General features: G+C 62.4%; 21 protein-coding genes and 1 tRNA gene. 8 read left to right on the top strand and 14 right to left on the bottom strand.

Going from position 1 to position 26,356, the window contains the following annotated elements; all coding sequences use genetic code 11:
* Positions 1-147: 147 nt before the first annotated feature.
* The 7 genes from lon to ACXZ1M_RS27340 all read right to left on the bottom strand — a co-directional run bounded on the left by lon (position 148) and on the right by ACXZ1M_RS27340 (position 10,755).
* Positions 148-2,559, bottom strand: coding sequence for an endopeptidase La (lon, locus tag ACXZ1M_RS27370; RefSeq protein ID WP_459050745.1), 2,412 nt, complete (start codon positions 2,557-2,559; stop codon positions 148-150).
* A gap of 274 nt (positions 2,560-2,833) precedes the next feature.
* Positions 2,834-4,102, bottom strand: a complete 1,269-nt coding sequence (clpX, locus tag ACXZ1M_RS27365) for an ATP-dependent Clp protease ATP-binding subunit ClpX (RefSeq protein WP_459050744.1) — start codon at positions 4,100-4,102, stop codon at positions 2,834-2,836.
* Positions 4,103-4,252: 150 nt separating this feature from the next.
* Positions 4,253-4,870, bottom strand: a complete 618-nt coding sequence (clpP, locus tag ACXZ1M_RS27360; RefSeq protein WP_371866049.1) for an ATP-dependent Clp endopeptidase proteolytic subunit ClpP — start codon at positions 4,868-4,870, stop codon at positions 4,253-4,255.
* Between the two features lie 77 nt (positions 4,871-4,947).
* Positions 4,948-6,288: a trigger factor gene (gene tig, locus ACXZ1M_RS27355; protein ID WP_459050743.1), complete on the bottom strand. Its 1,341-nt coding sequence runs from the start codon at positions 6,286-6,288 to the stop codon at positions 4,948-4,950.
* A gap of 32 nt (positions 6,289-6,320) precedes the next feature.
* Positions 6,321-6,407, bottom strand: a tRNA-Leu gene (locus tag ACXZ1M_RS27350).
* Positions 6,408-6,580: 173 nt separating this feature from the next.
* Positions 6,581-9,670 (bottom strand): efflux RND transporter permease subunit, encoded by a 3,090-nt coding sequence (locus ACXZ1M_RS27345; protein ID WP_459050742.1) that lies wholly within the window; start codon positions 9,668-9,670, stop codon positions 6,581-6,583.
* Positions 9,667-10,755 (bottom strand): efflux RND transporter periplasmic adaptor subunit, encoded by a 1,089-nt coding sequence (locus ACXZ1M_RS27340; RefSeq protein WP_459050741.1) that lies wholly within the window; start codon positions 10,753-10,755, stop codon positions 9,667-9,669. The genes ACXZ1M_RS27345 and ACXZ1M_RS27340 overlap by 4 nt, the downstream gene beginning before the upstream one ends.
* 170 nt (positions 10,756-10,925) lie before the next feature.
* Here ACXZ1M_RS27340 and hpnC point away from each other — a divergent pair, with 170 nt between their 5' ends.
* Together hpnC and ACXZ1M_RS27330 are read left to right on the top strand one after the other, a co-directional pair.
* Entirely contained in the window at positions 10,926-11,768 is an 843-nt protein-coding gene (gene hpnC, locus ACXZ1M_RS27335; protein ID WP_459050740.1) for a squalene synthase HpnC, read from the top strand.
* Between the two features lie 66 nt (positions 11,769-11,834).
* Positions 11,835-12,296: a hypothetical protein gene (locus ACXZ1M_RS27330; RefSeq protein WP_459050739.1), complete on the top strand. Its 462-nt coding sequence runs from the start codon at positions 11,835-11,837 to the stop codon at positions 12,294-12,296.
* Here the strand turns inward: ACXZ1M_RS27330 and ACXZ1M_RS27325 are convergent.
* Positions 12,265-12,672 (bottom strand): hypothetical protein, encoded by a 408-nt coding sequence (locus ACXZ1M_RS27325; RefSeq protein WP_459050738.1) that lies wholly within the window; start codon positions 12,670-12,672, stop codon positions 12,265-12,267. The genes ACXZ1M_RS27330 and ACXZ1M_RS27325 overlap by 32 nt on opposite strands.
* A 120-nt stretch (positions 12,673-12,792) precedes the next feature.
* Here ACXZ1M_RS27325 and hpnD point away from each other — a divergent pair, with 120 nt between their 5' ends.
* The 4 genes from hpnD (at position 12,793) to ACXZ1M_RS27305 (ending at position 16,806) form a co-directional block, all read left to right on the top strand.
* Positions 12,793-13,626, top strand: a complete 834-nt coding sequence (gene hpnD, locus ACXZ1M_RS27320; protein WP_459050737.1) for a presqualene diphosphate synthase HpnD — start codon at positions 12,793-12,795, stop codon at positions 13,624-13,626.
* Positions 13,613-15,046, top strand: coding sequence for a hydroxysqualene dehydroxylase HpnE (gene hpnE / locus ACXZ1M_RS27315; RefSeq protein ID WP_459054079.1), 1,434 nt, complete (start codon positions 13,613-13,615; stop codon positions 15,044-15,046). The genes hpnD and hpnE overlap by 14 nt, the downstream gene beginning before the upstream one ends.
* 139 nt (positions 15,047-15,185) lie before the next feature.
* A complete protein-coding gene (locus tag ACXZ1M_RS27310; protein WP_459050736.1) occupies positions 15,186-15,980 on the top strand; it encodes a DUF1700 domain-containing protein in 795 nt (264 codons plus the stop codon).
* Between the two features lie 13 nt (positions 15,981-15,993).
* On the top strand, positions 15,994-16,806 hold the full coding sequence (locus ACXZ1M_RS27305) for a head GIN domain-containing protein (RefSeq protein WP_459050735.1): 813 nt from the start codon (positions 15,994-15,996) through the stop codon (positions 16,804-16,806).
* Here the strand turns inward: ACXZ1M_RS27305 and ACXZ1M_RS27300 are convergent.
* Positions 16,793-18,052 carry a TIGR03862 family flavoprotein gene (locus tag ACXZ1M_RS27300; RefSeq protein ID WP_459050734.1) on the bottom strand — a complete coding sequence of 420 codons (1,260 nt, stop codon included), beginning with the start codon at positions 18,050-18,052 and terminating at the stop codon, positions 16,793-16,795. The two genes, ACXZ1M_RS27305 and ACXZ1M_RS27300, sit on opposite strands and share 14 nt — an antisense overlap.
* Before the next feature lie 32 nt (positions 18,053-18,084).
* Between ACXZ1M_RS27300 and ACXZ1M_RS27295 the strand changes: the two genes are divergently transcribed.
* The gene (locus tag ACXZ1M_RS27295) at positions 18,085-18,327 is read left to right on the top strand and encodes a hypothetical protein (RefSeq protein ID WP_459050733.1); all 243 of its coding nucleotides are present in this window, start codon (positions 18,085-18,087) and stop codon (positions 18,325-18,327) included.
* On the opposite strand, the gene moaD is transcribed toward ACXZ1M_RS27295, so the two are convergent.
* The 3 genes from moaD to thrC are packed head-to-tail and all read right to left on the bottom strand — an operon-like array spanning position 18,324 to position 21,255.
* On the bottom strand, positions 18,324-18,578 hold the full coding sequence (gene moaD / locus ACXZ1M_RS27290) for a molybdopterin converting factor subunit 1 (protein WP_459050732.1): 255 nt from the start codon (positions 18,576-18,578) through the stop codon (positions 18,324-18,326). The two genes, ACXZ1M_RS27295 and moaD, sit on opposite strands and share 4 nt — an antisense overlap.
* A complete protein-coding gene (locus ACXZ1M_RS27285; RefSeq protein WP_459050731.1) occupies positions 18,578-19,774 on the bottom strand; it encodes a molybdopterin molybdotransferase MoeA in 1,197 nt (398 codons plus the stop codon). The genes moaD and ACXZ1M_RS27285 overlap by 1 nt, the downstream gene beginning before the upstream one ends.
* A gap of 2 nt (positions 19,775-19,776) precedes the next feature.
* Positions 19,777-21,255 (bottom strand): threonine synthase, encoded by a 1,479-nt coding sequence (thrC, locus tag ACXZ1M_RS27280; RefSeq protein ID WP_459050730.1) that lies wholly within the window; start codon positions 21,253-21,255, stop codon positions 19,777-19,779.
* 182 nt (positions 21,256-21,437) lie between these two features.
* Here thrC and ACXZ1M_RS27275 point away from each other — a divergent pair, with 182 nt between their 5' ends.
* Positions 21,438-24,023 carry a putative bifunctional diguanylate cyclase/phosphodiesterase gene (locus tag ACXZ1M_RS27275; protein ID WP_459050729.1) on the top strand — a complete coding sequence of 862 codons (2,586 nt, stop codon included), beginning with the start codon at positions 21,438-21,440 and terminating at the stop codon, positions 24,021-24,023.
* On the opposite strand, the gene ACXZ1M_RS27270 is transcribed toward ACXZ1M_RS27275, so the two are convergent.
* Complete coding sequence (locus tag ACXZ1M_RS27270; RefSeq protein ID WP_459050728.1) at positions 24,004-25,377, bottom strand: L-serine ammonia-lyase; 1,374 nt, start codon at positions 25,375-25,377, stop codon at positions 24,004-24,006. The two genes, ACXZ1M_RS27275 and ACXZ1M_RS27270, sit on opposite strands and share 20 nt — an antisense overlap.
* On the bottom strand, positions 25,377-26,345 hold the full coding sequence (locus ACXZ1M_RS27265; RefSeq protein WP_459050727.1) for an NAD-dependent epimerase/dehydratase family protein: 969 nt from the start codon (positions 26,343-26,345) through the stop codon (positions 25,377-25,379). The genes ACXZ1M_RS27270 and ACXZ1M_RS27265 overlap by 1 nt, the downstream gene beginning before the upstream one ends.
* Between the last annotated feature and the right edge of the window lie 11 nt (positions 26,346-26,356).

Genomic DNA, 26,356 nt, shown 5'->3' with positions numbered 1-26,356 from the left:
GCTTAAAACACGGAAACAGAAAAATTTCAGGCCGTATTAAACAAGCCAGCCCACCTTGGTGTCAAGGCTGCACAATAGAAAAATAGGTAAAAATAACAAAACAGGCGCTATATAAGCGCCTGTTTCAAACTACATGCCACTAAAAAGTTAGTGTTTTACCACTTCGCCCTGACCATCGGTCTTGGTCGCGGCGGCCGCGACGGCCTCCACCGGAGCGGTTTCCACCAGTGGTTCCGGCTGGCGTTCCAGCGCGATTTCCAGCACTTTATCGATCCAACGCACCGGTACGATCTCCAGTTTGTTTTTGACATTGTCCGGAATGTCGGCCAGATCCTTGACGTTCTGCTCGGGGATCAGCACGGTCTTGATGCCACCGCGCTGGGCCGCCAGCAGTTTTTCCTTCAAGCCGCCGATCGGCAATACTTCGCCGCGCAGCGTGATCTCGCCGGTCATCGCCACGTCGGCGCGCACCGGGATGCCGGTGAACACCGACACCATCGCCACCGTCATGGCGGCGCCGGCGGACGGGCCGTCCTTCGGCGTCGCACCTTCCGGCACGTGGATGTGGATGTCGCTCTTCTCGAACACTTCGTTCTTGATGCCGAGGCGATTGGCGCGGCTGCGCACCACGGTGCGGGCTGCTTCGATCGACTCTTTCATCACGTCGCCCAGAGTGCCGGTGCGGATCACACCGCCCTTGCCCGGCATTTGCACGGCTTCGATGGTCAGCAGATCACCGCCCACCTCGGTCCATGCCAGGCCGACCACCTGGCCGATCTGGTTCTCTTTCTCGGCCACGCCAAAGTCGTAGCGGCGCACGCCCAGGAACTTGTCCAGGTTTTTCGGCGTGACGATCACTTTCTTGTCCGACTTCTTCAGCAGCAGCATCTTGACCACCTTGCGGCAGATCTTCGACACTTCGCGTTCCAGCGAACGCACGCCCGCTTCACGGGTATAGTAGCGCACGATGTCGCGCACCGTTGCTTCGCTGACCGAGATCTCGTCCTCTTTGAGGCCGTTGTTCTTGATCTGCTTAGGCAGCAGGTAGCGCTGGGCGATGCTGGTCTTCTCGTCCTCGGTGTAACCCGACAGGCGGATCACTTCCATGCGGTCGAGCAGCGCCGGCGGGATGTTGTACGAGTTCGAGGTCGCCACGAACATCACATCCGACAGGTCGAAGTCGACCTCGATGTAGTGGTCAGAGAAGGTGTGGTTCTGTTCAGGATCCAGCACCTCCAGCAGGGCCGACGATGGATCGCCGCGGAAGTCCGCACCCATCTTGTCGATCTCGTCGAGCAGGAACAGCGGGTTGCGCACGCCGACTTTCGCCAGCGATTGCAGCACCTTGCCCGGCATCGAGCCAATGTAGGTACGACGGTGACCACGGATCTCGGCTTCGTCACGCACGCCGCCGAGCGCCATGCGCACGAACTTGCGGTTGGTGGCGCGGGCGATCGACTGGCCGAGCGAGGTTTTACCCACGCCTGGAGGACCAACGAAGCACAGGATCGGCGCTTTCAGCTTGTCGACGCGCTGTTGCACTGCGAGGTATTCCAGGATGCGTTCCTTGACCTTGTCCAGGCCATAGTGGTCGCCTTCCAGGACTTTCTCGGCATTGGTCAGATCGTTGTTGACCTTGGATTTTTTCTTCCAAGGCAGGCTGACCAGGGTGTCGATGTAGTTGCGCACCACGGTGGCTTCGGCCGACATCGGCGACATCAGCTTCAGCTTTTTCAGCTCTGCGGTAGCCTTGTCCAATGCCTCTTTCGGCATCTTGGCCAGGGCGACCTTTTTCTCCAGCTCGTCCAGGTCAGCGCCGTCTTCGCCCTCGCCCAGTTCCTTCTGGATGGCCTTGACCTGCTCGTTCAGGTAGTACTCGCGCTGCGACTTCTCCATCTGGCGCTTGACGCGGCCACGGATGCGCTTCTCGACCTGCAGGATGTCCAGTTCGCCTTCCAGCTGGCCCAGCAGATGCTCCAGGCGCTTGGCGACGCTGAAGATCTCCAGGATCACCTGTTTCTGCTCCAGCTTCAGCGGCAGGTGCGCGGCCACGGTATCGGCCAGGCGGCCGGCGTCGTCGATGCCCGACAGCGACGCCAGGATCTCAGGCGGGATTTTCTTGTTCAGTTTGACGTACTGGTCGAACTGCTGAACGATGGCGCGGCGCATGGCTTCGATTTCCGAATCGTCGCCCAGCTCGGAATCGAGCGGCGTCAGATCGGCCACGAAGTGCGTCGGCGCGTCGGTGATTTTGTTGATGCGCGCACGCTGGGCGCCTTCGACCAGCACCTTCACGGTGCCGTCGGGCAGCTTCAGCATTTGCAGAATATTGGCTACGCAGCCGATCTCGTAGATATCGGAGGCAGAAGGTTCGTCCTTGGCAGCGGCTTTTTGCGCGGCAAGCATGATGCTCTTGCCCTGCTCCATAGCGGCTTCCAGCGCCTTGATCGATTTTGGGCGCCCTACGAACAGCGGTATCACCATATGCGGAAATACGACGACGTCCCGCAGTGGCAATAACGGCAGTTGAGTTTGCTCAGTTAATTTGGAAGTTGTCATGGCGTACCTTATGTGAAAGCGTGATTATGATGTGGGCGCTGTTTTGCCAAATCACAAGACCGACCTACAAGAAATAATTCCTCATATAAAAGAATGTTTTTCAATGAAGCGAGTCCACTCTAAAAAAATCAAATAAAAAAGCCACGCGTGACTGGGAGTCACGAGTGGCTTTCCGAATGAAGCCTGATTCTTTTATTGGTTTTGATTGTACCGCCTTGCCCCACGGATGCGAAATGAATTTTGCTGTCGAGCGGGACAAGTGTGCACAAGTTATTTAATTCTCACCAGAGGCTTTGGCCTGTTCCTGATAAATCAATAATGGCTTGGCACCACTGGTGATGGTATTCTCATCAATAACCACTTTAGTAACATTGGTTTCATTTGGCAGCTCATACATCGTATCGAGCAGCGCGTGTTCCAGGATCGAACGCAGGCCGCGTGCGCCGGTCTTGCGCGCCAATGCCTTCTTGGCGATCGCATGCAAGCCGGCCGGACGGATTTCCAGTTCCGCGCCTTCCATCTCCAGCAGCTTGGCGTATTGCTTGACCAGGGCGTTCTTCGGCTCGACCAGAATCTGGATCAGGGCTTCCTCGGTCAGCTCGGCCAGGGTGGCCACCACCGGCAGACGGCCCACCAGCTCAGGGATCAGGCCGAACTTGATCAGATCTTCCGGTTCCGCTTCCTGCAGCACGTCGCTGACCGCGCGTTCCGACTTGCTCTTCACCGAAGCGCCGAAACCGATGCCGGATTTCTCCGAACGGTTCTCGATCACCTTGGCCAGGCCGTCGAAGGCGCCGCCGCAAATGAACATGATGTTGGTGGTGTCGATCTGCACGAAGTCCTGGTTAGGATGCTTGCGGCCGCCTTGTGGCGGCACCGAGGCCATGGTGCCCTCGATCAGTTTCAACAGCGCCTGCTGCACGCCCTCGCCCGACACGTCGCGCGTGATCGACGGGTTGTCCGACTTGCGCGAGATCTTGTCGATCTCGTCAATATAGACAATGCCGCGCTGCGCCTTGTCGACGTCGTAGTTGCAACTTTGCAACAGTTTCTGGATGATATTCTCTACGTCCTCACCCACGTAACCGGCTTCGGTCAGGGTGGTGGCGTCGGCGATCACGAACGGCACGTTCAGCATGCGCGCCAGGGTCTGCGCCAGCAGGGTCTTGCCCGAGCCGGTAGGACCGACCAGCAGGATGTTGGACTTGGCCAGTTCGACTTCGTCCTTCTTGCCCAGGTGCTTGAGGCGCTTGTAGTGGTTGTACACGGCCACCGACAGGATGCGTTTGGCGGTTTGCTGGCCGATGACGTACTGGTCCAGCAAGTCCTTGATTTCGTGCGGGGTCGGCAGGTCCGACTTGGCGCCCGTCACCGACTCGATGGCCGAGGTTTCGTCGCGGATGATGTCATTGCACAGGTCGATGCACTCATCGCAGATGAAGACCGATGGGCCGGCGATGAGTTTCTTCACCTCGTGCTGGCTTTTGCCGCAGAACGAGCAGTACAGAAGTTTTTCGCCGCTGGAGGATTTTTTGTCAGACATGGGCAGTTTTCTTTGGTTACAGGAAGCAAGTAATCAGTGCAATGCGGTCCGGAAACCCGGCCTACAGTGACATGCTACCCGAAATAAAAACGAAACGCCCGAACGATTAATCGCCCGAGCGTTTTTTCTAGCGATGCCGCGAGGGAAGCATCAAGCCCGGTTGGTCAACATTTTGTCGATCAGGCCGTACTCTACCGCTTCTTCCGCCGACATGAAGCGATCGCGGTCGGTGTCCTTGGCGATCTGTTCGACGGTTTGACCGCTGCGCTCGGCCATGATCGAGTTCAGACGGTGGCGCAGGTACAGGATTTCCTTGGCCTGGATTTCGATGTCCGAAGCCATGCCCTGCGAGCCGCCCGACGGCTGGTGAATCATGATGCGCGAGTTCGGCAGCGAGAAACGCTTGCCCTTGGCGCCGGCGGCCAGCAGGAACGCGCCCATGGAGGCGGCGATGCCGGTGCACAGCGTCGACACGTCCGGCTTGATGAACTGCATGGTGTCGTAGATCGCCAGGCCGGCCGAAACCGAACCACCAGGCGAATTGATGTACAGCGAGATGTCCTTGTCTGGATTTTCGCTTTCCAGGAACAGCAGCTGGGCGACCACCAGATTGGCCATCTGGTCGTTGACCGGACCGACCATGAAGATAATACGTTCCTTCAGCAGACGCGAGTAGATGTCGTAAGAGCGCTCGCCGCGACCGCTTTGTTCCACCACCATCGGCACCAGGCCGAGCATTTCGGTGTCCAGCGCCGGATTTCGGTTCATACCAGTCATTCTATTTCCTTGTGAAGCAGCTATTAAGGCCGGGTGAGTAAATAATACATCATCCGGCCCAAACTGAATTACGCTTGTGCGTTGCTTCCCATCAGTTCGTCAAAGGCGATGGCCTTGGACGAAGTCTTCGACAGGCCCAGGACGTAGTTGACGACGTTTTCTTCCAATACAAGGGCTTCGACTTCCGCCAGACGACGACGGTCGCTGTAGTAGTACTTCAGCACTTCACGTGGATCTTCGTAGCTTTGGGCGAAGTCTTCGATCTGGGCTTTGACTTGTTCAGGCTGGGCTTGCAGGTTGTTTTCGCCGACCAGTTGCGACAGGATTAGGCCCAGGCGTACGCGACGCTCGGCTTTTTCTGCGAACAGTTCTGGTGGGAATGGCACGTCCTTGACGTTCATGCCGCGCTGCGCCATGTCCTGACGGGTCATTTCGGCCAGACGCTCGGTGTCTTGGGCAACCAGTGACTTCGGCACGTCCAGGGTGGCGGTCTTGACCAGGGTGTCCATCACGGCTTCTTTGTTGCGTGCTTTCACGCGGCCAGCGACTTCACGTTCCAGGTTGACTTTGATGTCGTCGCGCATTTTGGCAACGTCGCCATCGGCCACGCCCAGCGATTTGGCGAATTCAGCATCGACTTCCGGCAGGTGCGCCCACTCCAGCTTTTGCAGGGTGATGGTGAACGAGGCGGTTTTGCCGGCCACGTCTTTACCATGGTAGTCCTCTGGGAAGGCCAGTGGGAAGGTCTTGGCTTCGCCGACTTTCAGGCCGACGGTCGCTGCTTCGAATTCCGGCAGCATGCGGCCTTCGCCCAGCACGAAGGCATAGCCTTCAGCTTTGCCGCCTGGGAATTCAACGCCGTCGATCGAGCCGACGAAGTCGACGGTCACGCGGTCGCCGTTGGCGGCCACTGGCTCGCCGCCGTCGCCGTGCTCACCGGCTTCACCCTTGGTGTGGAAGTGCACACGTTGCTTGCGCAGGATGTCGATGGTCTTGTCGATTTCAGCATCGCTGACGTCGGCTTTGACGGTTTCGATTTCCACGGTGGTCAGGTCGCCGATGACGACTTCCGGGTAGATTTCGAAGGTCGCATCGAAGGACAGTACGCCGGCTGGCGATTCCTGCTTCGGTTCGATGTTCGGATAGCCCGCTACGCGCAGTTGGGCTTCGTTTGCGGCGTCGTTGAAAGCGCGGCCAACTTTATCGTTCAGCACTTCGGTCTCGATTTGATAACCGTATTGTGCTGCGACCATTTTCAGAGGAACTTTACCCGGACGGAAGCCTGGTGCCTTAGCCGTTTTGGCTTGCACTTTCAGGCGCTTCTCAACTTCAGCGCGGACTTCGGTCAGCGGAAAGGAGATCGTGATACGACGTTCGAGTTTGCCCAAGGTTTCGACTGCAGTTGCCATGTAAAAATCGTCCAAAAAATAAGAAATACAGTTGGTGCGAGGAGGGGGACTCGAACCCCCACACCATTGCTGGCGTCAGGACCTAAACCTGGTGCGTCTACCAATTTCGCCATCCTCGCGGCTTGTTTGCACAAAAGCAAAGGGCGACCCGTAAGTGAAAACGGTCGCCCTATTCCCGCTCTTTTTACGCAGGAGCTTTCAACTTCAACGCGGTATTCTAACGGGTTTTTCAGCGAAATGTGACGATTTTTACTATGCCGCCAACATTCCGCTGTTTTTTGCATATTTTTGCCTATTTTATGGGCTTTTTCACTCTAAACCACGCCGCATACAGCGCCGGCAGGAACAATAGCGTGAGCGCCGTGGCCAGAATCAGGCCGCCCATGATGGCGACCGCCATCGGTCCCCAGAACACCGAGCGCGATAGCGGGATCATCGCCAGCGCGGCGGCGGCGGCCGTCAGGATGATCGGCCGGCAGCGGCGCACCGCCGATTCGACGATCGCGGTCCAGGGATCGTGGCCTGCCTTGATGTCCTGCTCGATCTGGTCGACCAGGATCACCGAGTTGCGGATGATCATGCCGAACAGCGCGATGATGCCCAGGTTGGCCACAAAGCCCAGCGGACGCCCCAGCAGCAACAGCGCCATCGCCGCCCCCGCCACGCCCAGCGGCCCGGTCAGGAATACCAGCAGCGAACGCGAGAAGCTGTGCAATTGCAGCATCAGCAGCGTGAAGATAATGAAGATTGCCAGCGGCAGGTTGGCCGCGATCGAGGCTTCCGCCGCGCCGCTGTCTGACGCCGCTCCCTTGACGGTGATGGCGTAACCAGCCGGCAACGCGTCGCGCAGCGCCTTCAGTTGCGGTTCGATCTGGCCCGAGACGGTTGGCCCCTGGATGTTGTCGACCACATCCGACTGCACGGTGATGGCCCAGTCGCGCCCTTCGCGCCACACCACGCCCGGCTCCCAGACGAAATGCGCCCGCGCCAGTTGGCTGATCGGCACCGACTTGCCGCTGGCGGTCGGGATATTCGTGTCGTTCAGCACCGAGATGGTGGCGCGTTCCTCGATCGGCTGGCGGATCTGGATATCGATCAGCTTGATGCCTTCGCGGAACTGGCCGATGGTGGTGCCGGACAGGATGGTGTTGGCCGCGCGCATCACCGTTTGCGAGGTCACGCCCAGGGCGCGCATCTTGTCCTGGTCCAGGTCCAGGCGCAGCACCTTGATCGACTCGTTCCAGTTGTCATTCACGCCCAGCGTATTCGGATTGGCGCGCATGATGTCCTTGACCTGGTCGGCGATCGCCCGCACCTTGTCCACCTCGGTGCCGGTGACGCGGAATTGCACCGGATACGGCACCGGCGGCCCGTTCGGCAGCAGCTTGACGCGGCCGCGCACTTCCGGGAAATCATGCTTGAAGACGTCGACAATCTTGTCGCGCAGCGCCGAACGCGCTTTCAGGTCTTTCGGCAGCACCACGATTTGCGAGACGTTGGTCTGCGGGAAAATCTGGTCCAGCGGCAGGTAGAAGCGCGGCGAGCCGGTGCCCACGTAGCTGGTGACGCTGACCACGCCGTCCTGCTTGCGGATGAAGGCTTCGAACTTTTTCACCTGCGCCTCGTTGGCAGCAAATGTGGTGCCTTCTGGCGTCCACAACTCCACCATCAGCTCGGGACGGCTGGAATCCGGGAAGAACTGCTTCTCAATGAACTTGAAGCCGTACACGCCCAGCGCAAACACCAACAGCGTGGCGCCGATGGTGATCCAGCGGTATTCGACGCACCAGTTGACCAGTGCGCGGAACTTGCGAAAGCCTGGCGTATCGAACAATTCATGCTCGCCGCCGCCCGCGCCGTGCGGCTTGACCTTGAGCAGCACGTAGCCGAGATACGGCGTAAAAGTCACCGCTACCACCCACGAAATCACCAAGGCCAACGCATTCACCGAGAACAGCGAGAAGGTGTACTCCCCCGCCGCCGATTTGGCCAGGCCGATCGGCAGGAAGCCCGCCACCGTGATCAAGGTACCGGTCAACATCGGAATCGCGGTGGATGTATAGGCATAGGTGGCGGCGTCGAAGCGCGACATGCCCTCCTCCATCTTGCGCACCATCATTTCCACGGCGATGATGGCGTCGTCCACCAGCAGGCCCAGGGCGATAATCAGCGCGCCCAGCGAGATCTTGTGCAAGTCGATGTTCAGCATGCGCATGAACAGGAAGGTGACCGACAGCACCAGCGGTATGCTCAGCGCCACCACCATGCCCGGACGCACATCCAGCCGCAGCTTGGGCTTGGTGTGCAGGCCCAGCGCCACGAAGCTGACGGCCAGCACGATCAGCACGGCCTCGATCAAGGTATGCACGAACTCGCCCACCGAAGCTTTCACCGCTTCCGGCTGGTCCGACACGCGCTCCAGCTCGATGCCGACCGGCAGCTTGGCCTTCATCTCGCGCACGGTTTTCTCCATGTGCTTGCCAAGCTGGATGATATTGCCGCCCTTTTCCATCGATACGCCCAGGCCGATCACTTCCTTGCCGTTGAAGCGCATCTTGTTGCCCGGCGGGTCCTGGTATTCGCGCTTGATGGTGGCGAAGTCGCCCAGGCGGAAGGTGGTGCCGTTGGCGCGCAGTTCCAGCTCTTCCAGATCCTTGACGGTCTTCAGGGCGCCGGTTACCCGTACTTGCAGGTTGTCGGTCGGCGTGACCAGCACGCCGGTGGCTTCGACCGAGTTCTGGGTGGCGATCTGGTTGACGATGGCCTCGAACGGCACGCCCAGCTGGGCGAATTTCTTGTGCGAGAACTCGATGTTGATCTTCTCGTCCTGCACGCCGAACAGCTCGACCTTGGATACCAGCGGCACGCCCAGCAGTTGCTGGCGCACGAAGTCGGCGTAGTCCTTCATCTCGGCATAGGTGAAGCCGTCGCCGGACAGCGCGAAGATGGAACCGTAGGTGTCGCCGAATTCATCGTTGAAGAACGGTCCCTGCACGCCAGGCGGCAAAGTGCCGCGGATGTCGCCGATCTTTTTGCGCACCTGGTACCAGGACTGCGCCACTTCCTTGGGCGCCGCCGACTCGCGCAGCTTGAGGATGATAGTGGTCTCGCCCGGCTTGGAATAGCTGGATATCTCGTCGATATCGGGCGTTTCCTGGAGCTTTTTCTCCAGCTTGTCGGTGACCTGTTCGGCCATTTGCAGCGAGGTCGCACCCGGCCAGTTGGCCCGTACCACCATCGCGCGGAAGGTGAACGGCGGATCTTCATCCTGACCCAGGTTGGAATAGCTGAGCGCGCCGCCGATGAGCAGCACCGCGATCAGGTAGCGGGTCAGTGGAATGTGTTCCAGCGCCCAGCGTGAGAGATTGAATCCTTCCTTCATTTGGCGGCCTTCGGCAGGTCGTTCCCGAGAATCTTCACCTTCTGCCCCGGCTTGAGCAGATTGACGCCGGCCGTGACCACGGTCTGGCCCGCCTTCACACCGCTGGCCAGCACGATGTCGTTGCCCGCCACGCCGCCGATGGTGACCGGCACCAGCTTGACGGCGCCGTTTTCCACCACCCACACCGAGGTCGCGGACTTTTCATAAAACAGCGCGGTCAGCGGCACTTTGATCTGCGGCGTCGCCGTCTTGGAGGCGAACTGCACCACCGCCGTCATGCCCAGCTTGGCTTCCGCCAGCGAATCCGGAATCACCACCTTCACGGTGTAGGTGCGGGTGGATGGGTCGGCCACCGGCGAAATTTCACGGATCTTGCCGACCGCCACGGTCTTCGGATCGGCCCACAGGCGCACGTGCACGTCCGCGATGCGGCGCAGCGTGTCGACCTTGTCTTCGGGGATGCCGATGACAATTTCCTTCTCGCCCGACTTGGCCACGCGCACCACCGGCGTGCCGGGGGTCACCACCTGCCCCACTTCGGCGTCGACTGCCGTTACCACGCCATCGACGTCCGACACCAGCGAGGCGTAGCCGGCCTGGTTGGACTGGCCACGGTATCCTGCCTGCGCGGCATCGACGTTTGCCTGCGCGGCTTTGAAGGTGGATTCCTTGGCGTCCAGCACCGACTGGCTGACGAAGCTCTTGCTGACCAGTTCCTGGTAGCGCTTCAGATCGGCCTTGGCCAGGTCGCGGTTGGTTTCGGCGGCGCGCAAATTGGCCAGCGCCTGGGCTTGCGACAGTTGCAAATCCTGCGGATCGAGCTGCATCAGCACCTGGCCTTTCTTGACCAGCGTGCCGGCATCAACCTTGCGGCTGACAATCTTGCCGCCGACCCGGAAGCCGAGGCGCGACTCGACGCGAGCGCGCACCTCGCCGGAAAATTCGGCATTCACATCGATATCGCTGCTGACCAGCGTGATCGCGCGGACCGGGCGGACATCTTCAGTTTTCTCGGCCTGTTTGGAACAAGCGCCCAGCAGGGCCAGCGCCGTGGCGGCGACCAGCACATTCTTGAGAGTAGACACGACAGCTTCCTTTAAATGACTGACAGGTTATTTATTGATTATATGCTCAACAACGATTTTTGCAAATGACTTGAGCGTCATTAATTGAGCCTTGCTCTTATTTCAAGTTCCCTCTACTATTACGTGCTGGAAACCCTTATACAATCCGGCCCCTGCCGTTCTGTCCGTTTATGCCGGTCGATCACTACGAAAACTTCCCTGTCGCCTCCATTTTGCTGCCGAACCGTTTGCGTCCGGCGGTGGAAGCCATTTACGCCTTTGCCCGCAGCGCCGACGATCTGGCCGATGAAGGCGATGCTACGCCGGAAGAACGCCTGGCGGCGCTGAACGCCTACGAGACGGCGCTGGACCGCATCGCACAGGGTGCGACCGATCACCAGCCGATGTTCGAACGGCTGGCGCAGGTGGTGCGCGAATATCAGATGCCGCTCAAGCCGCTGTATGAGCTGCTGTCGGCCTTCAAGCAGGATGTGACGGTGTCGCGCTACCAGACCTACGAGGCGCTGCTCGACTATTGCGCGCGCTCGGCCAATCCGGTGGGCTTCATGATGTTGTACCTGTATGGCGCGGCGGATGAGGACAATGTGCGCGACTCGGACGCCATCTGCACGGCGCTGCAGTTGATCAACTTCCTGCAGGACGTGGCGATCGACCAGCACAAGGAGCGCGTCTATATTCCGCTGGAAGATTTGAACCGCTACGCGATTTCGCCGGCGGCGCTGGACCACGCGAGTGCGCGGCCGCGCTGGCGTTCATTAATGCGCTTCGAGGTGGAACGCGCCCGCCAGCTGATGCTGAGCGGTGCGCCGCTGGCCCTGCGCCTGCCGGGTCGCATCGGCTTCGAACTGAGGATGGTGGTGCAAGGCGGCCTGCGCATCCTGGACGCCATCGAAGCGGCCGAATACGATGTCTTCCTGCACCGTCCCAAACTGACCAAGCGCGACTGGCTGGCCATTTTCTGGGCCGCCGTGCGCATGAAAAAGCAACTGAAAGCCGTGCCACGCACCGCTTGAGCGCCATCAATTGACGGCGCCGATGCCAGGTCTATACTGAAAAACCTGCATCCCCGGAGCGCCGCCATGGCCGATATTTCCCGCGAAGAAATTGACGCGAAGCTACTGCGAGAAGAAGCGCTGCGCAACGTTCAGATTGCCGCCGTCCTCGGCAAGCTGGACGTGATCGTCGCGCGCCTCGACGCCCACGACATCCGCTTCGAACGCCTGGAACAAGGGCTACGCGACGCGGTGACGTCGATCACCAATCTCAAAGGGACGATTATCATCACCGGCATCAGCTCCGTGATTGCCATCATCCTCTGCATGGCAGGATTCAACGCCGCCCTGCTCTCCAACATGATGGCCTCCTTCGAATCCGGCAAACAAACCGGTCAATGGCAGAGCGATATCAGAAAGCAAGCGTTCGAGACGGATCAGAAGCTGACACAAGTCAGCAAGCAAATCGAAGCGAATGACGCGCTACAAAAACAAATCAGCGCCGAACTCGAAAGGATCAAACAGGAGCGAGCGTCTGGGAGGAAATGACTTTTTGTTCCGTGCGCTCCTGGGAGGCGGGCACGGCTGAGGATGGCGACCCGGCTTTCGGTGCGGCGACCGGGGATTGCGGCTTGGATTGTTTCAGCACGAACTCGCGCAGCGAGGCCGCTTCCGACACCGACAGCGCCGTCTGGCAATTCACGCCCTCGTTGGAAATCTGCCACTCCTGATAGTTGCCCGCGCTCAAGGTGCGCTGCTTCTGCGCATCGAGCGCCCTGCAGCGGCTGGCCACCTCGTGCGCCTCATTCAAATTCTGGGTGTAATACGTGGCCGTTTTCATCGGCGCCGCATTTTCCACAGACGCGCCCTCACACCCAGCCAAGGCTGGAATGACGATCAAGGCGGCAACGATCTGCGACTTCATACGGGAACGATCTCCTGAAAAGGTAACATATTGTATCCCCAAATGGGCTTAAGTTGCAGACCACGTCCTTCGCCCTTCCTATAGAATAGCGGCTTCGAACAGATCATTGCTTTTTTATCCATGTCCCCCGACGACTACTGCCAGCAAAAGACCGCACAAAGCGGCTCCAGTTTCTACTACAGCTTCCTGTTCCTGCCGCCGGAGCGTCGCCGCGCCATTACTGCCCTGTACGCCTTTTGCCGCGAAGTGGATGACACCGTCGACGAATGCACCGATGAATCGATCGCCCGCATCAAGCTGGCATGGTGGCGCAAGGAAATCAACAATATGTACGCCGGCCAGCAGACCCACCCAGTCACGCAGGCGCTGCAGCCCCACCTTCAGGTTTACAACCTGAAGGAAGAACACCTGCAAGCCATCATCGACGGCATGGAAATGGATCTGAACCAGACCCGCTACCTCGACTACGCCGCCCTCAGCAAATACTGCTGGCACGTGGCCAGCGTGGTCGGCATCCTGTCGGCCAGCATCTTCGGCGTGACCAATCCGCAAACCCTGCAGTTCGCGGAAAAGCTCGGCCACGCCTTCCAGCTGACCAACATCATCCGCGACGTCGGCGAAGACGCGCGCAAAGGCCGCATCTACCTGCCGATCAACGAACTGCAACAGTTTAACGTGACCGCCGCCGAGATCCTGAACGTCAAGCACAGCGAAAAGTTCGAAAAGCTGATGGCCTTCCAGATCGCCCGCGCCCAAAGCGCCTACGACGAAGCCTACGCCCTACTGCCCAAGGAAGACCGTCGCGCCCAGCGTCCCGGCCTGATGATGGCCGCCATCTACCGCACCTTGCTGACCGAAGTGGAAGCCGACGGCTACCACGTGCTGGAACACCGCATCTCGCTCACGCCCATCCGCAAGCTCTGGCTGGCGTGGAAGACCTATATCCGTGGCTGACCCGGACGTTGCCGGCACCCCGGCGGACAAACGCGGCCACGCCGACACCGGCCTGGTGGCGCGCTCCATCGCGGTGGTCGGCGCCGGCTGGGCCGGCTGCGCCGCCGCCGTCGAACTGGCGCGCGCCGGCTACAAAGTCACCCTGCTGGAAGCCGGCCGTACCCTGGGCGGCCGCGCCCGCCGCGTCGAAACCGACCGCAAACAGCTCGACAACGGCCAGCACATCCTGCTGGGCGCCTACAGCGAAACCCTGCGCCTGATGAAACTGGCGGGCGTCGATACCCAACAGGCGATCCTGACGCTGCCGCTGCAAATGCGCTACCCGCCTGGCACCGGCGGCATGGACTTCGCCGCGCCCGCGCTGCCGCTGCCGGCGCCGCTGCACCTGGCCGCCGCCCTGCTGCGGGCCAAGGGCCTGAACCGCGAAGACAAACTCAGCCTCGCCCGCTTTTCCAGCACCGCGCGCTGGATGGGCTGGCGCCTGCAGAACGACTGCACCGTGAGCGAACTGCTGGAGCGCTTCGACCAGACACCGCGCCTGATCCAGCTGATGTGGCGGCCGCTGTGCCTGGCCGCCCTGAACACGCCGCCAGAACGCGCCTCGGCCCAAGTCTTCCTCAACGTGCTGCGCGACAGCCTGGGGGCAAAGCGCCGCGCCTCCGACATGCTGCTGCCGCGCGCCGACCTCAGCGCGCTGTTCCCGGAAGCGGCGGCGCGCTACGTCGAAGCGCATGGCGGCAATGCGCGCGGCGGCGCCAAGGTCAACGCGCTGCGTTCGATCGAAGGCCGGCTGTGGCAGCTGGACATCAGCGGCGCGGCCGTCGGCGGCACCTGGAGCACGTATTTCGGCGGCGTGGTGCTGGCCACCGGCGCCAGCCAGGCCGCCACCCTGCTGCACGACATTCCCGACAGCGACACCACCGCCCTGTGCGGCCAGCTGACCGCCTTCGAGCCGGAAGCCATCACCACCGTCTACCTGCAATACGACGCCGCCACCCGCCTCGACCTGCCGTTCTACGCCCTGCTGGACGACCCGTTCAACCATCACTACGGCCAGTTCGTGTTCGACCGCAGCCAGCTCGACGCGCGCCAGGCCGGCCTGCTGGCGGTGATCATCAGCGCTTCCGGCCCGGCCTCGGCCCAGCCGCAGGAGTTGCTGGCCGAAGCCGTGGCGGTGCAACTGGCGGTGGTGTTCCAGCGTCCGGAACTGGGCCGCCCGGCCTGGTTCAAGGTGATTACCGAGAAGCGCGCCACCTACGCCAGCGTCCCCGGATTGGTGCGACCAGGCAACGCCACGCCCCTGCCCGGACTATTCCTGGCCGGCGACTACACCGCCGGCGACTACCCCGCCACGCTGGAGTCGGCCGTCCGCAGCGGCGTAGCCGCCGCCGCCCTGCTGAAAAGGAGCGCCGTCCAGTAGTGCTTTTTGGTCGCCTGTTCCGCGATTTATGCAGCCTGTCACATGCCCATGGCGGCTGGACAAGCGCTTGCGTACAGTCACAACATCGGCAAAGGCTTATATTGCCTTGGACTAGAAGAAATATTGGAAGACTGACATCATGACGAAGCAGGAATATCTCGACGCGCTCAAGCAGGCAATGCAAGGTCTGCCACCGGAAACGGTGGCCAAGACCCTGGCCTACTACGAGCAACGCTATATCGACGGCCTGGTGGCCGGCCGCAGCGAGGCCGAGGTTTACAAGGAACTCGACGAGCCGCGCAAAATCGCCATGACCTTGCGCGCCAACGCCCACCTGAACGCCTTCGAGCAAAAGAAAACCCCGTTCAACCTGGCGCGGGTGATGGTGTCCTTCATCGGCCTGGCGATCTTCAACCTGTTCATGGTGATTCCGGCCATGGTCTACGCCAGCCTGCTGGGCGCGGTCTACCTGTCCGCCTTCGCTTTTTACATCGGCGGCGTGGCGCTGACGGCCAGCGGCCTGTCGGGCCAGAACGAACTGGCGCTGGAAGGTCCGCTGCGCCACATCATGGAATTCACCGACGCTCATTTCGCCTCGGCCGAAGACGAGGAAGAAGCCCAGGGCTGGCGCGTCTCGATCAATAACATGGGCGTGCAGGTCAACAAAGACGATCCGGGCGCGCAGCCGGCCGACGACGAAGGACTGAGCCGCAGCGGCAAGCTGCTCAACCGCGCCGAAGCCGTGGCGGCCGGCGACGTCCACATCACCACCGATTTCGACAGCGGCGCGCGCACCACCCAGTCCCTGATCGGACTCGGACTGATTTTGGGCGGCATCGGCCTGTGCCTGATCAGCGTGGTGCTGACCCGCTATACCGTGATCGGCCTGAAACGCTACGCCGCGATGAACGCCTCGCTGCTGCGCGGACGCTAGGAAGCTTGAGGACATGATGATGCGCGCATTGTTGAAAATTGGAGCGGGCCTGCTGGTGCTGTCGTTCGTGCTGATCGGCGTGACCTACAGCATGCTCAAGGCCTACGGCAGCAGCAGCCCGACCAGCGTGGCCGGCCGCTCGCTGGGCACGGAGACCCGCAAGATCGACGCCATGGCCACCGTGGTGGAACTGAACGGCCCGATCGACCTGATACTGACCCAGGGCCAGACCGCCACGCTCAAGGTGCGCGGCGAGCAGCGCTCGCTGGCCAATATCGAAACCATCCAGGACGGCCGCGAACTGCACATCGGCACCAAGGGCATGCTGCTCAATCCGCGCCATCGCCTGCAGGTGGAGCTGGTGCTGCCGTCGCTGGAAGAGCTGACGGTGCACACCAGCGGCGACACCAAGGTGTCGGGTTTCAATGGCGAAAAGCTGGAGCTGCAGTTGCATGGCTCGGGCAATGTCAACTTCAACGGCCGCTATCGCGAGCTGAACGCCGGCGCGCACGGCAGCGGCAACCTGAATCTGAACGCCGGCAGCAGCGAAAACGTGGCACTGGAAATGGTCGGTTCGGGTGAGATCAGCGCCTCCGGCAGCTGCAAGACGCTGACCGCCGACCTGACCGGCTCGGGCGACCTGAATGCGCGCCACCTGGCCTCGGACAAGGTCACCGTCAACCTCAAGGGCTCGGGCACCACCCACGTCTTTGCCAAGCAGTCGGCCGATCTGACCTTGCAAGGCAGCGGCGATATCCGCGTGCTGGGCAACCCGGACCAGCGCAACGTCCACCGCACCGGTTCCGGCGAAGTTACCTGGGAGTGAGTCCCACGCGCCAAGCCAGCACGTCGCGGGCGGCGGCCGCGCCGCCGGCGAAGCAGGCGGTCAGCAGGTAACCGCCGGTCGGCGCTTCCCAATCGACCATCTCGCCGGCCACGAACACGCCCGGCGCGGCCTTCAGCATCGTTCCCTCCAACGCATCCCAACGCACGCCGCCGGCGCTGCTGATCGCCTCGTCGATGGGACGCGCGCGCTGAAGGCGCACCGGCAGGCGCTTGATGGCCTGCGCCAGTTGCGCCTCGTCGGCGAATTGATCTTTGCTCAGGCACTCGCGCAGCAAGCCGGCCTTAACGCCCTTGATGCCCAAACGGCTTTGCAGATGGCTGGATAGCGAACGCGCGCCGCGCGGCCGGCTCACTTCATCGGCCACGCGTTCGGCCGTCAGGTCCGGCAGCAGGTCGAGCCAGATGGTGGTATGGCCGTCTGCCGCGATCTGGTTGCGCAATGGCGCCGACAAGGCGTAAATCAGGCTGCCCTCGATGCCGCCCTGCGTCACCACGAACTGGCCCTGCTTGCGCATCTCCCTGCCCTGCGCATCGCGCGCGATCACGGCTACCGTCATCAACGGCTCACCGGCGTGGCGGCTGCTGAAATGCTCGCTCCAGTCGACGTCGAAGCCGCAGTTGGCCGGCACCAGCGGCGCCACTTCGATGCCGCGCGCCGCCAGCAGCGGCATCCAGGCGCCGTCCGAACCGAGACGCGCCCAGCTCGCTCCGCCCAGCGCCAGGATCACGGCGTCCGCCTGCACCAGGTGTTCGGCCGGCTTGTCATCCTCGCCAGGTGCGCTGAAAAGTAGCGCATCGCCCTGCCAGCCCAGCCAGCGGTGCCGCGTATGGAAGCGCACACCGCTTTCGCGCAGGCGGTGCACCCAGGCGCGCAACAGCGGCGCCGCCTTCATATCGGTCGGAAACACGCGTCCCGAGGTGCCGACGAAAGTCTCCAGGCCCAGTCCATGCACCCAATCGCGCACGGCCTGCGGGCCGAAGGCGTCCAGCATGGGCCGCAAGGGCGCGGCGCTGTCGCCGTAACGGCCGACGAAATCCTCGTAGGCCTCGGCGTGCGTGATATTCATGCCGCTGCGGCCGGCCAGCAGGAACTTGCGGCCGACCGAGGCCATGGCGTCATACAGGTCCACCTGAACGCCCGCCTGCGCCAGATCCTGCGCGGCCATCAAACCAGCGGGCCCGCCGCCGATGACGGCGACGCGAAAAGGTGTCAAACTAGACTGCATGCTGGGTCCATATTAAAAACAAGGGAGAGACAATGGGTGCAATGTTCTGGATTAAGCGCTACCTGCAGGCAGCCGTGCCGCTGTTCGCTATCCTGGCCGCCGTGGAATGGTTCAAAGGTTCCACCGCGCCGGTGGATTATCTGAGCGCTTTGGCATGGGCGCTGTTCGCGGCCGCCATCTTCAACTTCACGGCATGGCGCCGCTACCGTGCCGCCCTGGATTGCCGCGTTTGCAACGACGTGGGCAGCAAAGGCAAGGAAAAGAAATCCACCTAGCCGCCGGTGACCGGCGGGAAAAACGCCACCTCGGCGCCGTCCGCCAGCGCGGTATCGGCGCCGCACATCACCTGATTGTACGCCATGCGCAAGGCTGGATTGCCCAGCGCTTCGCGCCACGCATCGCCGCGCGCGGCCAGATGCTCGCGCAGCGCGCCCACCGTGGCCACGCCGTCCGGCAAGGCCAGCGACTCCGACGAAGCGCCCACCGCTTCGCGCACGCTGGCGAAAAATTTAACGGTAATCGTCATCAGTAAAGTAACTCGTTGAACGGGATGAAGCGCACCATGTCGCCGGAAGCGATGGTGGTGCCAGGCGGATTATCGATCACGCCATCGCCCCACACGGTCGACGTCAGCACGCCGGAACTCTGGTTGCGGAACAGTTCCACGCCGCCGGCTGCGTTGATGCGGGCGCGCAGGAACTCATTGCGCTTGTCGGCTTTCGGCCAGTCGAAATCGGCGCGCATTGCGTAGCCGCGCGGCGCGATCGGACCTTCCACGCCCTGCAGGCGCAAAATGAAGGGACGCACGAACATCAGGAAGGTGACGAAGCTCGACACCGGATTTCCCGGCAGGCCGACAAAGAAAGCGTCGCGCACTTCGCCGAAGGCCAGCGGCTTGCCCGGCTTGACGGCGATCTGCCACATATTCAGCTTGCCCTCCGCTTCCACCGCAGGCTTGATGTGATCCTCTTCACCGACCGACACGCCGCCGGAAGTGATGATCAGGTCATGGCCCTGCGCCGACTCGCGCAGCACCGAACGCGTGGCCTCCAGCGTATCCGGCACGATGCCGAAATCGCTGATCTCGCAGCCCAGGTTTTCCAGCAGCGCGCGCAGCGTAAAGCGGTTGGAATTGTAGATGGCGCCCGGCGCCAAAGGCTCGCCCGGCATGGCCAGCTCGTCGCCGGTAAAGAATACGGCAACGCGCAGCTTGCGGCGGACCGGCAGTTCGGCCAAGCCAACCGATGCGGCCAGTCCCAGTTCCTGGCTGCGCAGGCGCGCGCCGGCAGGCAGGATCACGCTGCCGCTGGTGATGTCCTCGCCGGCGCGGCGGATCCACTCGCCCGACTTGGGCGCGTGGTTGATGGTGACCTGATCGCCCGCCAGCGTGCATTGCTCCTGCATGACGACGGCGTCCGCGCCCTCGGGGATCATCGCGCCCGTAAAAATGCGCGCCGCAGTCCCCGGTTGCAAAGGCTGGCCGACATGGCCGGCCGGGATGCGCTGCGACACCGTCAGCACAGCGTTGCCGCCGGCGCAATCGGCGGCGCGCACCGCGTAGCCGTCCATCTGCGTATTGTCCGCGCCGGGCACGTTCATGCCCGATACCTGCGCAGCGGCCAGCACGCGGCCATTGGCCGACAGCGTCGGTATCACTTCGGTGTGCGCCACCGGCCGCGCGGCGGACAGCATCAGGTCGAGCGCTTCGCGGACGGCCAGCATGATTACAGCCCCGTGTTGGCGGCGATGTACGCCTTCATGGCGTCGACATCGGGCTTCATGACCACGAACTTCTGCGGCAGCTCTTCGATGTTCTCGAAGCCTTCCGGACGTTCGGCGTCCATGCCCAGCGCTTCCAGGATGGTTTCGTTGAACTTGGCCGCCAGCGCGGTTTCCAGCACGATCATCGTCACGCCCGGTTCCAGGTTCTCTTTGGCCACCTTGATGCCGTCGGCGGTGTGGGTGTCGATCACGACGTCGTAATCGTCGGCCACGTCGCGGATGGTGTTGACGCGGTCGTCGTGGGTCGACTTGCCCGACTTGAAGCCGTAGTTGGCCACCAGCTTGAACTCGTCGCCGTCGCTGCCCGGCTTACCGGACAGGTCGAAGCCGCCGTGGGTGTCGACTTTCTGGAACAGCGCGCGGGTGCGGTCGCTGTCGCGGCCCACCAGGTCGTAGATGAAGCGCTCGAAGTTGGAGGCTTTCGAGATGTCCATCGACGGGCTGCTGGTGTGATAGGTCTCGGCCGACTTGCGCACGCGGTACACGCCGGAGCGGAAGAACTCATCGAGCACGTCGTTTTCGTTGGTGGCGGCCACCAGCTTGTCGATCGGCAGGCCCATCATGCGGGCGATATGGCCGGCGCAGATATTGCCGAAGTTCCCCGACGGGACCGTGAACGACACTTTCTGGTCATTCGAGGTGGTGGCCGCCAGGTAGCCACGGAAGTAGTACACCACCTGGGCCACCACGCGCGCCCAGTTGATCGAATTGACGGTGCCGATTTTATGGCGGGCCTTGAATTCGAGATCGTTGGACACGGCTTTGACCATGTCCTGGGCGTCGTCGAACACGCCTTCGATGGCGATGTTGTAGATGTTCGAATCCTGAAGGCTGAACATCTGCGCGGTCTGGAAGGCGCTCATTTTCTTGTGCGGCGACAGCATGAAGACACGGATGCCTTTCTTGCCGCGCATCGCGTATTCGGCGGCGCTGCCGGTGTCGCCCGAGGTGGCGCCGAAGATGTTCAGTTCAGCGTTTTGCTTGGCCAGCGCGTATTCGAACAGGTTGCCCAGCAATTGCATGGCCATGTCCTTGAACGCCAGCGTCGGGCCGTTGGACAGCGCCTGCAGCACCAGCTTGGCACCGTTGTCGTGCTCTTCCAGCACGCGCAGCGGCGTGATCTGGCTGGCTTTTTCGCCCTGGCGGACGTTTTTGTAGACTTCCTTGGTGTAGGTCTTGGCGGTCAGCGCGCGCAGGTCGGCTCCCGGAATGTCGGTGGCGAACTTCTTCAGGATCTCGAACGCCAGGTCGGCGTAGGACAGCTGGCGCCATGCGTCCAGCTCCGCGCCGCTCACCTGCGGGTATTCAGCAGGCAGGAACAGACCGCCGTCAGCGGCAAGGCCGCCCAGCAGAATATCGGAAAATTGTTGGGAGGACGAAGCGGCAGCCGACGACGCGGCGCGGGTAGACACGTATTGCATAAATGAGAAAGAATTCCAGTTGAGCTGCAGAACGGTACAAAGGCGAGCGGCTATTATAGTGCGCCTCACGCTTTCCCGTGAAATTCACGTTGTTTTATGGTCATCCCCATCCACGGCATTGCTGGCTGGCGCGCGCCACAAGCCATATATAATGGCGTACTTATCGCTCGTCGTACAACATAATGAAGCCGCACGCCCACCTCCCGCAACCCAAATATGACAGCTTTCTGTGGGCCTGTTTCGGCACCATGCTGCTGGTCACGGCGGCGTTCATGGTCTACGTCTGGACCGAAAAGCGCATCGATCACGCCAACGAGCTGCGCTACGTCTCGCACAACCTGGTGGACGAACTGCGCCAGTCATCCGATGACCTGAGCCGCATGGCGCGTACCTACGTGGCCACCGGCGAGCCACAATACCGCAAGCACTACGAGGAAATCCGCGCCATCCGCGACGGCCGGGCGCCGCGCCCGCAGGGGTATGAAAATGTGTATTGGGACCTGGTGCCGGCCAGCGGCCAGCGGCCGCGCGCCGGCCAGGCCATCGTGCCGCTGATGCAACTGCTGCGCGAAGCGCAGCTGGCGCCGGAAGAACTGGCGTTGCTGAGCGCCGCCAAACAGGAATCGGACAAGCTGGCCAACGTCGAAGTCGCCGCCATGGACCTGCGCACCGCCGGCGGCGACCCGGCGCGCGCCGCCGCCATGCTGTACGACGTTGCCTACCACGACGCCAAGGCCGCCATCATGCGCCCCATCGGCCAGGTCAACGACAGCATGGACCTGCGCACCCGGATGCTGGTGAAGGACACCGCGCTCGACGCGATTCTCGCGCGCGTCGCCTTCATGCTCAGCGCCGTGGTTCTGGTGCTGATGGTCTGGCGCGGCAAGCGCCGCCTGGACGCGGAGCGCAACCAGGCGATGGAGCGTACGCAGCGCGTCAGCCGCCTGTATTCGGCGCTCAGCCAATGCAACCAGGCGATTGTGCACAGCCATACCGAGGCCGAGCTGTTCGAACGCATCTGCCGCGACGTGGTGAGCTACGGCGGCATGCAGATGGCGTGGATAGGACTGATCGACCCGGACAACGGCCGCATCAAGGTGGCCGCCGCGCATGGCGGCGGCATTGACTATCTGGACCAGCTCGAAGTCTCGCTGGACGCGTCGACGCCGCAGGGACGCGGACCGATCGGCCTGGCCTACCGCAGCGGCCAGCCCTATTGGTGCCAGGACTACCAGCACGCGCCGGAAACGCTGCACTGGCATGTGCACGGTGCGCGCCATGGCTGGGCCTCGTCGGCCGCGATACCGCTGCGCCGCAACGGCGACATCATCGGCTTCTTTGCGCCCTATTCCAGCGCCGTCGACGCCTTCGACCACGACGTGCGCGAGCTGCTGCTGGAAATGACGCTCGATATCGAATTCGCGCTGAAGAACTTCGAGCGCGAGGCGATGCGCCAGCAAACCGACCAGCGCGTGCACTACCTGGCGCATTACGATGTGCTGACCGGCCTGCCGAACCGCTCGCAGTTGCACGAGCGCGCGCGCCACATGCTGGAGCAGGCCCGTACCAGCCGCACGCCGGCCACGGTGATGATGCTGGACCTCGACCATTTCAAGGACATCAACGATTCGCTCGGCCACACGGTGGGCGACGCCCTGCTGTCCGAACTGGCGCTGCGCCTGACCAGCTGCCTGCGCGACGGTGACATGGTGGCCCGCCTGGGCGGCGACGAATTCATTTTCGTGCTGCGCAACCTGGGCAGCGGCGAAGCCAGCGACGTGGCGCGCAAGGTGCTCGACCTGACCGGCAATTCCTACAGCGTCGGCAAGCACGAGCTGCGCGTTTCGGCCTCGATCGGCATCGCCGTGTATCCGGACGACGGCCAGGACGTGGAGACCCTGCTGCAACGCGCCGACGCCGCCATGTACCAGGTCAAGCGCGCCGGACGCCACGACTTCCGCTTCTTCACCGCCGCCATGCAGCAGCACGCCGAGCGTCACCTGCAACTGGTGAACGCGCTGCGCTACGCGCTGGAGCGCGAGCAGATGCACGTGGTGTACCAGCCGCAGGTATCGCTGAAGACGGGACGCATCATCGGCGCCGAGGCGCTGCTGCGCTGGCACACGCCGGAGCTGGGCGTGGTGTCGCCCGCCGAATTCATTCCCGCCGCCGAGGAAAGCGGCCTGATTATCCCGATCGGCGACTGGGTGCTGCGCCAGGCCGTGCGCCAGGCGCGCATATGGCTGGAAGCGGGCCTGCCGCCGCTGGTGATGGCGGTGAATCTCTCGGCCGCGCAATTCCGCGCCGCCGACCTGCCGGCGAAAGTGGCGCAGATCCTGTACGAGGAAAGCCTGCCGCCCGAGTATCTGGAACTGGAATTGACCGAAGGTGTGGCGGTGCAGGACCCGCAGGGCGCCATCGCCACCATGAACCATCTGCACGACCGTGGCATCCGCATGTCGATCGACGATTTCGGCACCGGCTTCTCGTCGCTCAGCCACCTGAAGAAGTTCAAGGTCTACAAGCTGAAGATCGACCAATCCTTCGTGCGCGACATCAGCACCGACGCCGAGGACAAGGCCATCGTCAGCGCCATCATCAACATGGCGCGCAGCCTGGGGCTGACGACGATTGCGGAAGGCGTGGAGACGGTGGAACAGCTGGACTTCCTGCGCGAGCAGCTATGCGATGAAATGCAGGGCTACCATTTCAGCAAGCCCCTGCCCGCGCCGGAATTTGAAACGCTACTCAGCAAGCAGCGTGATTGACGGTAATGACGTGTATCGCCAGGCCACCCAACGAGGTTTCCTTGTACTTGGCCTGCATGTCGGCGCCGGTCTGGCGCATGGTTTCGATCACTTCGTCGAGACTGACGAAATGGGTGCCGTCACCCTTTAACGCCAGCGAGGCGGCCGTGATGGCCTTGACCGCGCCCATGCCGTTACGCTCGATGCAGGGGATCTGCACCAAGCCGCCGATAGGATCGCAGGTCATGCCCAGATGGTGCTCGATACCGATTTCGGCGGCGTTCTCGATCTGGCCATTGCTACCGCCCAGCGCCGCCACCAGGCCGGCGGCGGCCATGGCGCAAGCCACACCCACCTCGCCCTGACAGCCGATTTCCGCACCGGAGATCGAGGCGTTGCGCTTGCACAGCATGCCGATGGCGGCCGCCGTCAGCATGAAGTCGCGCACACCGGTGACCGGGTCGCTCGGCTTGCAGTCTTCCGCGTAGTAGCGCAGCACCGCCGGAATGATGCCGGCCGCGCCGTTGGTCGGCGCGGTGACCACGCGGCCGCCGGCGGCGTTTTCCTCGTTGACCGCCATCGCGTACAGGCTGACCTGGTGCATGGCGTCGTGCGGCAGGCTGTTGACCTGCGGCGTGCTGGCCTGCGACCACAAGCCGGCGGCGCGGCGCTTGACGTTCAAGCCGCCCGGCAGCTGGCCCGGCGTATCGAGGCCGTGCGCGATGCAGTCACGCATGACGTTCCAGATTTTATCCAGGCCGGCATTGAGCGCATCGTCGCCCATGCGGACGCACTCGTTCGCGCGCAGCATTTGCGGGATGGTCAGGCCGCTGCGCACGCCGTGCGCCAGCAGTTCGTCCATGGTGCCGAACGGGTAAGGCACGACCACGACATCGGCGGCGGCAACCGGCACCTCGCCCTCTTCGCGGATGAAGCCACCGCCCACCGAGTAGTACACCTTGCTGACGCTGGAACCGTCCTTGCGGGTCAGCGTGAAGCGCATGCCGTTCGGGTGCTCGGGCAGCGATTCGGCCATGTGGAACACCAGATGCGTGCCGCGCTTGAACGGCACGGCGTGCGCGCCCAGCAGCTGCAGTTGGCCGGCCGCTTCCGCCTCGGCCAGCTGCGTATCGACGCTGGTGGGCACCACGTCCTGCGGCGTTTCGCCCATCAGGCCAAGCAGCACCGCCTTGTCGGTGGCGTGGCCGATGCCGGTCAAGGCCAGCGAGCCGTAAAGCTCGGCCTTGACCTCGGCCACCTCGTCCAGCGGCGCGTTATCGAGCAGGAAGCGGCGTGCCGCCACCATCGGGCCCACGGTATGGGAGCTCGATGGGCCGATGCCGATCTTGAACAGATCGAAGACGCTCATGTCCATCAGGCGGCCTTGCCCAGGCTGACGTCGACGTTGGCCAGCATGTCGGTGACCATTTCATCGACGCCGATGCGGGCTTTCCAGCCCCAGTCGGCGCTTGCGGTGCTGTCGTCCAGGCTTTGCGGCCAGGTGTCGGCGATGGCCTGGCGGCTATCCGGCTTGTAGGCGATCTTGAAGTCCGGCAGCTTGGAGGCGATGGCCGCCGCCAGCTGTTCCGGATTGAAGGAAACGCCGGCCACGTTGTACGAGGAACGCACTTTCACCAGTTCCGTCGGCGCGTCCATCAATTCGATGGTGGCGCGGATGGCGTCGGGCATGTAGATCATCGGCAGCGTGGTTTGCGGGCCGAGGAAGCATTCATAACGCTCGCCGCGCAGCGCCGAGTGGAAAATGGCGATCGCGTAGTCGGTGGTGCCGCCGCCCGGAGGCGACTTGAAGCTGATGATGCCGGGGTAGCGGATCGAACGCACGTCGACGCCGTATTTCAGGAAATAGTATTCGCACAGGCGCTCGCCGGCCAGCTTGCTGATGCCGTAGATGGTGGTCGGGTCCATCACCGTCAGCTGCGGCGTATCGACGGCCGGCGTGTTCGGGCCGAAGGCCGCGATCGACGAAGGCCAAAACACCTTCAGCGGCTTGCCGATGACGCCGCGCTCGCGCGCCACTTCCAAGATGTTCAGCAGGCCGTCCATGTTCAGGCTCCAGGCCTTCAGCGGCGCCGCTTCGCCGGTGGCCGACAGCATGGCCGCCAGCTGGTACACCTGGGTGATGCCTTCGTCGGTCACCAGCGTGGACAAGGCCTGCTTGTCGAGCACATTGAGCGTGGTGTAGCGGGCGGCGTTATACAGGTTGGTCGGGCTGACATCGCTGGCGATGACGTTTTGCGCACCGTGCTGCGCGGCCAATGCTTCCACCAGTTCGCTGCCGATTTGGCCGTTGGCGCCGATGACCAGAATTTTTTGTTGTTCCATTTGATTGTTCC

The sequence above is a fragment of the Duganella paludis genome (assembly GCF_054461335.1).
Note: the sequence above shows the minus strand (reverse complement) of the source record. Positions and strands in the feature narration are given on the sequence as shown.